This window comes from Vibrio nitrifigilis, assembly GCF_015686695.1.
GTDB lineage: Bacteria > Pseudomonadota > Gammaproteobacteria > Enterobacterales > Vibrionaceae > Vibrio > Vibrio nitrifigilis.
This window is the reverse complement of sequence record NZ_JADPMR010000001.1, coordinates 1701680-1715492: the sequence shown is the minus strand read 5'-3', so window position 1 is coordinate 1715492 and position 13813 is coordinate 1701680. Positions and strand designations below refer to the sequence as shown.

Here is a 13813-nt window from a genome sequence, read left to right as displayed (position 1 = left end):
ACATTTTATCTACTTTTTGGTGTCATAAATAAAATAAAAAAGGAGCTCATATGAGCTCCTCTTAAATAATATTAATGTTCTGTACCCGATGGATTGTCACCAAACGCCGCTTTCTCATAAATATCAGCCAGCGTTTTTGCTTTCTTAACCTTTTCTCTTCGGTACCGTTTGGGTTCAAATTCTTGTTCAACCCATTTGAGCGTGTCCTCATGCTCTTTTGCTGATTCAAGAAATTCTGGATCTGACATCGCCTTTTGGCGCAGGCGGTTAACGCGTTCCATGGTTTCCCACAACATATAGCTACCTCCTTTACCACTGTACATACGTACAGAATACAACTGTATAAAAAAGTGTCAACAGTAAACTGTATAAAAAAACAGTATTAGATAAAGGTATCGATAAGTAAGTAACCTCAGAAAGTCACTTACGTATAGTATAAATATAGTAGAAACAAGAGCTTTGTCTATTAATTAAAACTATCACCGGAGGTGAGACAATAAATCAACGTGGGTATGATGAACAATGAAAGGGAGTAATGGCCAACCCACTACTCCCATCTCTACTTAGTTTTTCACCAATTGGTTAATCAGCTTTGAAGTAACTCCCGTCAGTTTAGATATCGCGATATCATTTACTTCTAAACTGTTCGCCGAGCCAATATTTGGCATGCGTAGTTGCGTTGCCACAACATAAAGCAGTCGCTCAAACTGGTCGAGTGTTAACTGAGACTCATACATTTGATGCAACATGGCGACTCTTTCATGATGATCGATTTGTTGTAGATCACTTTCGGTCACACCACTTACTCGCCCGAGTATCGACATTTGCGCGACAAACCATGCCATCGCCTCAAGATTTGTCACATCACACGTACTTTGCTGCGGTGGATTCAACAAACAGACCGTTTCAACATTACGCTGTTCTTGTACCATCAGTTGGGCTAATTGCTCAGCTATCCAGCCGTTTTGGTGTTCTCCAATAATGGTAACCGGTAAATCAACAGAGAGATTCGCTTGTAACGCATGCCAGTAACAAGATGCGGCGGCGTCAACCGTAGTGTGAGGTACTGAAGTATCATAGATACCGCGTGGATTGATACCAATGACGTTCCATGAAGCATCAAACTGCTGCACAATGTTATCCGTCCCTGTCACTAAAGCGCACGGATCCAGAAGGTAAACACATATCTTGGTTGCACTTGAAGATGATTGCAATACGGTGATCGCTTGATAGCCTTTATCCTGCGTTAGTGGCCGTTGCTTGATAACTTCATCTTCTCGCTGGTGAATGCCTTGAGAAATGGCTTCCCCCATGTAGCCAATATAAGGTTCAACGAACACGTGATAGTGGTTCGTTTCTTTTATTAACGCCGTACGGATATTTTCCGGTTCCATGAAGCGATCCCAACACAGGAATCGGGCGTCTTCAGCTGTTTCATGCTCAGGGCGCAGTTCCGCTATCAGTAAGTCCATCTCCAAAGGTAAAGAACGATATTGATAATCAGCGGCTAAAATCCCTTCTCTATGCAACAACCATTGACGATAATAATGCTCACTCCACCCTGAAGGAAGAATGCCCATTTCTGCAGCCATAAGATAATAATCAAACCAAGTTTTATCGTTGTCTTCTGGGGTATTATCTTCATTTAAACTCAAGATATCCGCCGCTAGACCATCGAACACTTCTTTGCTCATTGCTCGCAGTTGTTGATCATCGGTCATTGAATCACGTTGCTGGTGGCGCGCCACCTGAGGTTTAATCGCCGTCGTATCAACGATACCTACATATTCCACTTCTTTGTCTTGACCTAATAACTGTTTAGCAATTTCCCAAGCCAAAGTACCGCCAAGAGAGATTCCCGTCATACGGTACGGGCCTTTAGGCTGAGTACGACACATAATACGGGCAAATCGAGCGGCAGCAGCTTCAACAGTTTTAAATGGTGCTTCTGTACGATCTGGCGCTTGCAAACCGTAAACGGGGATATCGCTATCGATATAAGCAGCAAATAAAGGCGCATACATCATTTCCCCACTGGCTTCCGGCACAATAAATAGCGCTCGTTGATCGCCCTCTATCGGTCTCAGTGCCACTGCAGTATCCGCTTGCTGACCTTGGCGTTGAATAGAATCGGCAATATCCACCAGCTTAGAAGAAGTAAACAGTGACGATAGGCTTAATTCATAGCCCAACTGACGCGCTTCATTTAAGAATTGCACAGCCAACATTGAGTGACCGCCAAGCTCAAAAAAGCTATCTTGACGACCCACTTGATTAACACCAAGCAAACGTTGCCAAATTTGAGCTAAATGAATTTCAACCTCTCCCTCTGGAGCCTCATATCTTTGTGTGACGAAGTCACTTTGCTGCGGATGAGGTAACGATCGATAATCGAGCTTACCGTTCGGGGTTAATGGTAAAGCGGGCAGCTTAACATAAGCCACTGGCACCATATACTCTGGCAAACGCGCGGTAAGGTAGGCTTTAAGCGCAGACGCTTGAGCCTGCCCAACGTAGTGGGCAATAAGTTGTTTATTGTCTGTTTGCGTTACAGTAACGACGGCTTCTTCAACGCCACCATGCGTACCTAATGTGGCACTAATTTCCCCCAGCTCAATCCTAAAGCCACGAATTTTCACCTGGCTATCATTGCGACCTAAATATTCAATCGTGCCATTGTCTAACCAGCGACCTAAATCTCCAGTTCGATACATTCGCGCGTTGCTCGTGGTACTAAATCGATCAGGTAAAAACCGCTGACTCGTCATTTCGGGTAAATCGAGATACCCGCGAGCAACCCCTTTACCACCAATGTAAATTTCCCCGGCGACACCACGTGGTAATAGTTGCCCATGAGCATCCAAAATATAGATAGCCGTATTACTGATTGGCTGACCTATATCTAAGGTTTTATTCGTTGCCGTAATTTCGCCAGAGGTTGCCACCACTGTGGTTTCCGTTGGTCCATAGTTATTGATTAGCTGATAGGTGCACTGCTCTGGGGGCGCAATATTGAGTCTATCCCCCCCAACTAACAAGTACCGTAGCGATGGATGAGTGAGACGACGTTTAAGCACTAATTCAGCAATCGGCGTGGATAAGAACCCGACTTCCAATGGTGCTTGTTGCCACCAAGCAATTAACTGCTCTGGATCGCGTGACACGGCTATTGATGGCAGATGCAACGTGCCACCAACCGCAAGCGGCGGCCACATTTCCCAAACGCTCGCATCAAAACCAACGCCAGCAACGGCAGAAGCATGAGTACCACGCTGCAACGCAAAACGGTGATTATGCCATTGAATCAGATGATTTAAGTTACCATGTTCAACCATGACACCTTTCGGCTTGCCCGTAGAACCAGAGGTATAAATGATATAGGCAAGATCATCAGGTTCAACATGATGTGGTAAGCCTGCGTTGGATTCATTTTGCCATTGCGTGTCACGCAGCGTATTCACGATCTCTACGTCTTGCTGCACTAACACCGCGCCTAAATCAATCACACCATCGGTCAATACCAAGCTGGGTTGACTGTTTTCGACCATATATTGCAGACGTTCAGCGGGATAATGAGGATCCATAGGGATATAAGCGGCGCCTGATTTAAGAACGGCTAACATGGCTAATACAGAATCGACACTGCGATCAAAGCAGACAGCTACACGTTGATCTTTATCGACGCCTTGTGCTCGTAGATAACGACTCAATTGATTGGTTTGGCGCTCCAATTCACCATAAGTTATCTGTTTTGTTTCGGTAATAATGGCAACATCATTCGGATATGCCAGGGCGTGCTGGATAAATAAACTCACTAACGTATCGCTCGGATTTAACGTCAATTGGGTCTGATTTAGTTCGTTAACGAGGGTGTGTACCTGCTGCTGCGATAACACGTTCACTTGGTTTAGTTGCAGATGAGGAGCAGAGCTTAAACTTTCTACAATACCTCGTAAGGCCATGATAACCATATCACTCACCCGTTCACAGCCAACATGTGCGGCGACTTGCAGATCTAACGAGAAACCCTTGCCCGGATTGTCATTGACCGACATCACCATTGGATAGTTAGTCCGCTCCTCTGCGTAAACCAAATCCACTGGTGCAGATTCAAATTCTAGCTGGCTGCTTCCTCCATCGTAGCGATAATTTATCAGTGCACTAAACAGCGGAGTTTGCTGACTTAACCCACTGCATTGTTGGGCTAAAGAAAGCGAAGCATGTTCATAATCCAACAGTTCTGCCAAACGTTGATGCGTTTCGTATACCGCTTGTGTAACAGTCAGCGCCTCGAGTTGTAATCTTAGCGGTAACGTATTTAAGAACATCCCTAATACACGGTTGGCACCATCGCCAGCCGCCATTCGTCCAAATAATACCGTACCAAAAGTGATATCATCGGTTCCCGTTGCTGCTCTTAACACCATCGCCCAGGCTAAATGAAACAGACTTGCGGTACTGACGCCCGTTTGCTTAGCCACTTTGCGTACCTCTTTTGCCAATGTGTCATTGAGCGGTACGCGTAATTCACTAATATCGCTACCATTGCCTTGCACTTCCAATAAACCAAAGGGGGCACAAGGTTCATCAATATCAGCAAAACGTTCGCTGAAATAGGCTGTTTGAGCAGCAATATCGATATTTTTGCGGCTTTCATAGACAAAATTTCTAAATGGCAGTGGTGCTGGTAATTGTGCTTCACAACCAAGTATGTGTGCTTGTACCTCTTCCATCATCAATTCGAGCGTTGTATGGTCGAAACACAGGTGGTGCATCATTAAACATAAGAGCCAACGTTCATTGTCGGGGTCTTGTGTCGCGTGCAACTCCATCATCGGTGCACTTTGCACATTAATTCGGGTAATGTCGGGATCAAAGCGCTCTTTAAGGGCTGCTACTTTATCCTGCTCATCGAAATATAAAGTGTCGACGTCCAGCTCAACATGGCGACACACCACCTGCACAGGTTGCTCTAGTTTGTCCCATAAAATGGCCGTACGTAATATGTCATGACGCTCAATCACAGCTTGTAAAGCGTGCACAAACGCATCGAGGGCAGAACGATCAGGAAACGCCTTAATCGCCCGAGTAATATAAGGATCGCCTTTTTCTGCCAACATATGATGGAATAATATCCCCTCTTGCAGCGGAGCCAGCGGATAAATATCTTGGATATTTTCCGCACCACCCGGCATGGCCTCCACGACCATATTGATCTGTTCTTGCGTTAATTCAATCAGAGACAACAATGCTGGTGTAATGGTTCGACACCCTTTGGGTATCTTGTTCTCAGGAACTTGGTTAAAGAGCGTTTGATGATCCGATGCGGCTAACGACTTAGCCAACTGCTCTAAGGTTGGATAAGTAAACAGTGACTTAATCGCTAACGAATACCCATGCTGGCGTAACTGATCAATTAACCGAACCGCCAGTAGTGAGTGTCCGCCTAATTCAAAGAAATTATCATGACGCCCGACACTTGCTACGCCTAATAAGTCTTGCCAAATATTGGCTAGCAGGCATTCTAATTCTGTTTCGGGCGCTTCAAACTTACGCTGAATAAATGCGCTAGTATCAGGTTCTGGCAACTGCCGATAATCCACTTTACCGTTAGCAGTCAATGGAATATCTGCGAGATAAACATAGGCAGCTGGCACCATATAACCGGGTAGCAGCTGACTAAGATGCTGTTGTAACCCCTGATTATCGAGTGCCAATTGTTCACTGGTATAATAAGCAATCAGACGTTTATTATCTTCGTGCTGCCCTTGCGCGATCACTACCGCGCTGACCACACCCTCACACTGTTGAAGTGCGTTGGCAATTTCCCCCAATTCGATTCGAAAGCCGCGTATTTTGACCTGACTATCATTCCGACCTTGATAAGTAATAGTGCCGTCGTCACGCCAGCAACCTAAGTCTCCGGTGCGATACATTTTTGCGTCTAAGCAGTGCGTAAAAGGGTCAGCAATAAAGCGCTGCTCAGTTTGCTCCGGCAAATTAAGATAGCCACGTGCGACACCCGCACCACCAATATATATTTCGCCTGTGACACCAAGCGGCACCGGCTGCAATCTGTCATCTAGGATGTAAATCCTTGTATTGGCGATTGGGCCGCCAATATCGAGAGTCCCTGATGATTTCATTACCCCAGAGGTAGCAACGACAGTAGTCTCAGTTGGACCATAGTTATTCACCAACTGATAATGCTTATCGTCGGCTGGGTGACGTGTCAATTTATCCCCGCCGACCAATAAATAACGTAGTGTGCTTGGCGCGATATCTCGTGCCATGGCCAATTCAGCAATCGGAGTCGGTAAAAATCCAACTTCTATCGGCTGATCGATCCACCAATCGAGCAATTGTTGTGGATCACTACTGACGCTGACCGATGGCATATGCAGACATCCACCAGCAGACAAAGGTGGCCAAACTTCCCAAACAGCAGCATCAAATCCCATTCCAGCAACACTTGATGCTCCAGTGCCTTGTTTAACATTGAACGTGTGGTTGTGCCAATGAATCAGATTGGTCAAGGTATGATGTTCTACTTGCACACCCTTGGGCTTTCCCGTTGATCCCGATGTGTAAATGATATAAGCCAAGTCATGCGAGCTGGTGTCGGATAGATCGAGATTTTGTTCACTTTGTTGGGACCATTGTGCACTGTCTCGCACAACATTTATTAACGGAACCTCGTTACTCTGCTGATACGGCATTACCGAAAAATCGACAATCCCATCTGTAATGAGCACATTAGGTTGACTATTTTCAAGCATGTACTCAATGCGCTCATTTGGATAAGCTGGGTCGATAGGAATATAGGCACCACCTGCTTTTAAAATGGCCAATAAGGCCGTAACCCATTCGATAGAACGGTCACAGCACACCGCCACCTTCTGTTCAGCACACACACCCTCGTTACGTAAAAAGTGTGCTAATTGGTTCGCTCGACGGTTCAATTGAGAATAAGTGACAACGTCATGTTTTGTTTTAAGTGCAATTAGGTCTGGATGGTGCTGTGCCTGTTGTTCTATCAATTGATAAACAGGTTGAAACGCGCCAAAATTCAGTTCAGTCGCATTACTCTTAGACCAATGGGTTTTATCCTGCTCAGACAAAATTGGGAACACCCCAATGTTTGTCGTCAGTTCTTGTTCAACAGACTGCTCATAAAAACTCATAATTCGTGTGAAACGAGCCTCTAGTTCTTCATCACTGTAAAGCGAACGGTTAGCATCAAGACACAGCTCTAACCCACTCTGTTCACCACGATCACAAATATTGATCGCTAAGTCCTCTATTGGCCCAAGCGCCAGGTTATGGGCTTGCACGGAATGACCCGCAAAGGTCATCGTGTAATCAAAAGGCAATATGTTGATGTGCGTTAAGCACAGCGATTCCGTTTGGCTGACCAATCCGAGCTTCGTCGCCAACGTTTCGCCGCGATAGGCTTGATGGCGAACCATACTCATCACCTTAGCATTAACTTGATCAACCAACTCTGCTAAGCAACATTCCGGTGATATGGTTAGGCGTAATGGCAAGACATTTGACATCATACTTGGGCACAAACGCGCGGCTTTTTGGCGGCGTCCGGTCATCGGACACCCTATCACCACGTCTTGTTGGTGTGTGATTCGGGCAAGGTACAGCGCATTGAGTGTAATAAGAAGTTGGGGTAAAGGAGAGTGTAAAGTGTGAGCAAGCGCGATAAGTTTTTGATGGAGACGACGGGGAAGATAGGATTGTCTTCGGACGATTTCAACACATGTCTCGTGTCGATTTGACAAACTTAGCGCAGCCGGACGATGATCCATTTGCTCACACCAATAGGTTTCATCCTTGCTAAATTGGCGACTGTCCTGATACTGCGTTTCAAGTTCAATTACATCATGCAATGGGGTAAACGGACAATCGGGTACGGCTTGTTGTTGAGCAAGCGCAGTATAAACATCTGCAACGCGAGAGCAAAAAAGACGTGCTCCGAACCCATCCATAACAAGGTGATGGGCACAGGAGAAGTACCAATATCGGTCATTGGCTAATTTAATCACAGCAAAGGCGCACAAAGGCCCATTGTGCACGTCAAAAGTGCGGTGACTTTCGTGATCCAACCAAGCTTGAGCAGCGTTTTGTGGTGATGGCTTATCACTCACATCAACCACATCGACCAAACACGAGCGTGGATGGTAGGTTTGCCAGACATCACCGCCAGTCGCTACAGTGAAATTCATCTGCAACGCGTCAGTCTCACTGTGTACATGTTGAATGGCTTTAACTAAAAGAGGCGCTTCTATCGGCCCGTTAATTTCAATATATTCGATAACTTTAAAGACTTTTGCATCTGCCTCATTATTTAATTGTTGAGCAAACCAAATGCCTTGTTGAGCTGCTGTTAAAGGTAATGCAACGCTCTGTTGTTCACCGAAATTATTAGATGAACGATTCAGATCAATCATAGATTTAGACTCTCTATTACGCAATTAAAGTTAGTCTTTTAAAAAATAAAAGGCTCTAAAAATAACAAACAAAAATACCCCACAGAACAATGCCCGCAGGGTATTTTTATCTAAGATGAATAGTTTAAATTAGATAGCATACGTTATAATCATTCTATTCATGACTATAAACAGTTATATTTATACCATATTCAGGCACAAAAACACCCTGCCCCAAATAGGCATAACTATCTAATAATCATATAGTTAAAAAACAATTCAGTATTAATATATAAAACTATCTATATATTAATCTATTTATAAAATAATTAATACTTCATACTTTAATTATTACATAGCAAGATTACATATGGGACCAATGTCTCATTTTTTATAGTAACAATAAATACCATTAATAATTTATTCGTATAAACAAAATAACATTAATCTATTATCAAGTTGACATAAATAATTATTAACCAAAACTATTAAAATTATATTTTACAGTACTATGTGTTTTATTTATTCAACATGAATAAGTTCTACTAATTGACGAATATGGCGCTTTTTCAATAACTGCATATGATTAACAGGTGAATGGGCAACTTCTAATTTCGGTAAATGTTTTAGCCAAACATTTTGCTCACTCATCGTTTGATTGGACAATAATAGTCGCGTTGGAGCTCCTGGCCATTGCGAAGGTTGATACCCAGTTCTTAAATTAGTTGCAAATGCCCGAACAATGCCCATAAACTGCTCTTTGGTCGTTGCAACAGGTAAAATATGATGCTGTAACAATTGCTGATAAACTTTCTCAATGCGCTGGTTTGGCTCCAACGTTTCGAGAATTTCCCATGTCATGGATAGATTCACCCCATGCATTTCCATTAATCCAGCTAAATAGGCTACCACTTCTAAATCCGTATATTCGCGCTGAATCGCTTGAGGCGCTTGCGTATCGGCCATCACGAGTTCATCAACCTGAATACCGACAGATTCAAGTTTACGCGCAAGTTCAATGGCAACCCAACCACCAAACGAATGACCAATAACATGCACATGTCTCCCCTCAATGTGCGGCAAAATGGCATGCAAATAAAAATCAGCAGCTGCTTGTACTGATGTATGAGGTGGCAGATCGCCCCATATTCCACGCGGCTGTAAACCGTATACTGTCATTGCACTATCTAATTGCTCAACTAAATCAACAAAGGCAAAGACATTGTCCCCAGCACCAGGGATACAAATCGCAATAGCGCCTTTCTTATCTCCTGTTTGCAACGGAATAACAGGATTGTACTCAGCCAAATTGGCTACCATCGGATTAGTCGTTAAGTACTGCATGACCCCTTGAGCCACATCTGTCGCGACCGTGCTCGGCGTTACCGTTAATTGCTCTGGTGCAAAATAGTGTTCCCAGCCCATTGAGCCTTGTTGCGGTTCTGATGCATACAGATCTAACGCGAGCGGGAGACGATGAATCTGATACTCATGATTGACCCACTCTTTGCCAGTCACACTATCAATACCAAATACCACCGGCGTTGAAGCCTTTTCCCTTAACTGAGTTTGCTGAACTTGCGTTGTCACGCCCCAACAATCAATCAATCCTAAATAACTTACCGGTTGATCAACACCTTGTAACTGCGCTGCAATTTCATATGCCACCATACCGCAAATGCCATGACCAATCAGGCGGTAAGGGCCTTGAGGCTGACGCTGACGAACAGCAGTAACATAATATTCAGCGATCTTCTGCATCGTATGTAAGTTAGGTAACACCGATGACGTTAAGCATAAACTGTAAAACGGCACATCCGAATCGATTGCGTGCCCTAACTGAGCAATCCACTCTGCATCGATATGTTCATGACCGATATAGAACAGAGGAGCTTGAGTGCCCGTTTCATTGTAAGCGGTAATAAATTGGTCCCAATACTGGGCTTGGCTATAACGCTCATGCATGGCAATCATAGGTTCAGCTTGTTTTTCGGCCAAAGCTTGATACTGCAAAATGTCTTTCTGTAACTGGGTCATTTCTGTGCCAGCACTGTCTTCCATTCCTTGCTCAGCAACATCATGACCAAAAGCCATTAAATGCGCTTGTTCGAGCGCATTCGACTCTTGCTCTATTGATGAGTCGTCACTATTAATTTGGGTGGCTAACTGTTGCAACGTTGGGTGAGTAAATAGCGATTTAATCGCCAATTCATCCCCTTGTTGGCGCAGTTTTTCAATTAGCTGGACCGCCAATAATGAGTGGCCACCTAGTTCAAAGAAGTTGTCCTGACGACCAATGCTTTCCATGCCCAGCAGCTCTTGCCACGCAATCGCTAAACGATTTTCCACGTCACCAATCGGTGCCTCGTACTCACGATGAATAAAGGCGTCTTCAGACGGTTTAGGTAACGCGCGGTAATCCACCTTGCCATTTGCAGTCAAAGGCATCACCTCTAAATCCACGTAAGCAGAAGGCATCATATAAGCAGGAAGAGTTTCAGTCAGTTGCTCATTCAACAACTTGGGACTAGGACGTTGCTGTGCTTCTTGACTCACCGTGTAGTACGCAACAATCCGCTGATCTTGACTCTCTTTATCGACAGTCACTACGCCCAACTCAACGTCAGGACACGCTTGCAAGGCATGGGCTATCTCACCCAATTCAATCCGGAAACCGCGAATTTTAACTTGGCTATCATTACGGCCACGAAATTCAATATTGCCATCAGGTAGCCAACGAGCAAGATCTCCACTGCGATACATACGAGCACCAGGCAACTCCGAAAACGGGTCAGCTAAGAAGCGGCTTTCTGTTTGTTCTGGCAAGTTAATGTACCCTCGTGTTACCCCGGCACCACCAATATAGATTTCACCAGTCACGCCCCAAGGCACACGCTTTTGACGCTCATCGAGAATATAAATACGACTGTTTACAATCGGCTCACCAATGTGCAATACATCTGCACCTTTCATTAGCCCCGACGTCGTGACGATGGTTGTTTCTGTTGGTCCGTAGTTATTCACCAACTGATAACTTACATGCTCGGGGGCGTTGCGCGTTAACTTATCACCACCAACCAGTAAGTATTTCAGTGTTTGCGGTGCAATATCTTGAGCAAAAGCCAGCTCCGCGATTGGGGTAGGAAGAAAGCTAACATCAACCGGCTGTTCAGCCCACCAAGTCAGCAGTTGTTGTGGATCGCGCGTGACCGCCAATTTGGGTGCACATAACCGCCCGCCGACACACAGTGCTGGCCATACTTCCCAAACGGTAGCGTCAAATCCCATTCCCGCCACGCTTGAGGTCGCACTACTTGCGCCCATATCAAAGGCTTGATTATGCCAATGAATCAAGTTTGTTAGCGTGCAATGCTCTACCATCACCCCTTTCGGCTTGCCCGTCGAGCCGGATGTGTAAATGATGTAGGCCAAATGATTCGGTTCATATTCAGGGTGTGTGAGGTTTTCTTCACTGCCAAACATCCATAACACTTCATCGTCAGACATATGCAAGACTTCAACCGGAGTCTGGCTTTCTTCAAACGACACAATGCCATCAGAGATCATAAATTTAGGGGCACAATCTTCAACAATATAATCGATGCGTTCCATTGGGTAAGCAGGATCAATCGGCACATACGCTCCCCCTGCTTTCCACACGCCAAGCAAAGCGATCAACCAATCCCAACCACGATCACAACACACCGCAACTTTGACTTCAGGACCTACGCCACGTTCACGCAAATAGTGAGCAAGTTGGTTAGAACGACGATTCAACGCATCATAGGTTAACATTCCCTCTTCTGCTGATAAGGCAATCGCATCAGGACGTAATTCAACTTGTTGTTCAAAAAGGCGATACGCTGGTTGATGAGGGCCAAAATATTCCACTTTATCATTCCACTGTTCCCACAGTTGGATATCACGAGAGGTCATTATTGGATAGTCACCCAACTCACATTCAAGCGGTACTTGTGTCGCTGCGGTATAAAAGCGGAACAGACGATTAAAGTGCGCATCTAGCGTTGCGTCATCATACAGTGCTGCGTTCGCATCAATACATAATTCGAGGCCTTGCTCTTCTCCACGATCACACACGTTAATCGATAGATCATCTAATGGGCCCAGTGATACGTTATTAGCCTGCACGGGTAACCCGCCAAAGGTCATATCATATTCAAACGGCAAAATGTTGATATGAGTCAGTACCAGAGCATCGTCAGAATTCACAAGACCTAACTCCTGACTAAGCTCTTCTCCACGATAATTTTGATGACGAACCGTACTGAGAACTCGCGCCTGTACTTGTTCAACTAACGTAGCCAAAGTAGCACTCGGCTCAATCGCTAAGCGAAGAGGTAAAACGTTAGACATCATTCCGGCATAACGGCGCGCGACTTTGTTGCTACGACCGGTCATAGGACAACCCACTAACAGATCCTGTTCACCGGTAATTCGATGTAAAAAGAGTGCCGTCAACGAAATTAATAATTGCGGTAATGGTGTGTGTAAACGAGCGGCTAATGCACGTAGAGCTTGGTGAGTCTCCTCAGGCAAATACGATTGACGACGCGAGATATCAGTGCACACGGCACGTTTATCGGACAGACTCAGTGGCGTCGGTTTGCCTTGCATTTGATCTAACCAATATTGGCGATCTTTTTGATAAGCCTTCGCGGAGCGATAACGTTCTTCGCTATCAAGAATTTTGGTTAACGGAGTGAAATCACATTCAGGCAACGGCTCTCCAGCAACCATGGCACTGTATAGTTCAGCCACTCGTGCTGAAAGTAACTGCGCGCCAAATCCGTCAATAATAAGATGATGTGCACAAGCAAAATACCAATAGCATTCATCACTAATTTTTAATACCGCGAGCGAAAACAGGCGGTCATGGTCGAAATCCCAATAACGTTGACTTTCTTGCTCGACCCACTCTCCTGCCATCTGTTCTGGGTCTGCCGCTTCACTGCAATCAATAACAGGGATCACATAAGGCTGGTGCTCCACTGTCTGCTGTTGTGGACCTAATTGAGTATGATAAAAAATGCGTTGAAAAGATTCTGTCTCACTCAGGGTATGCTGGAACGCATCTAGTAGAATTTGTACATCCACTTTCCCATCAATTTTTAAATATTCAGTAATTTTGAATACCTTGGGATTCGCTTCTAAATTAAGCTGTTGGGCAAACCACATTCCCTGTTGAGCAGAGGACAAAGGCATTGCCTGCGTTTCATCACGTAATTGTGATAAACGATTCAGATTTTCCATTTTAGATAACCCGCATTTTAACAATTAAAAAGGGCCCTTTTGTATTGCACAAAAAGACAAATATTTTAAGCCAGAAACGTTACTTCCAATTTTTTGGATAA

General features: G+C 44.8%; 3 protein-coding genes. All 3 read right to left on the bottom strand.

What is annotated here, in order from left to right; translation table 11 throughout:
* Nucleotides 1–71: 71 nt before the first annotated feature.
* The gene (locus tag I1A42_RS07590) at nucleotides 72–296 is read right to left on the bottom strand and encodes a hypothetical protein (protein WP_196123104.1); all 225 of its coding nucleotides are present in this window, start codon (nucleotides 294–296) and stop codon (nucleotides 72–74) included.
* 267 nt (nucleotides 297–563) lie between these two features.
* Nucleotides 564–8462, bottom strand: a complete 7899-nt coding sequence (locus I1A42_RS07585) for a non-ribosomal peptide synthetase (RefSeq protein ID WP_196123103.1) — start codon at nucleotides 8460–8462, stop codon at nucleotides 564–566.
* Between the two features lie 501 nt (nucleotides 8463–8963).
* Nucleotides 8964–13712, bottom strand: a complete 4749-nt coding sequence (locus I1A42_RS07580; protein ID WP_196123102.1) for a non-ribosomal peptide synthetase — start codon at nucleotides 13710–13712, stop codon at nucleotides 8964–8966.
* Between the last annotated feature and the right edge of the window lie 101 nt (nucleotides 13713–13813).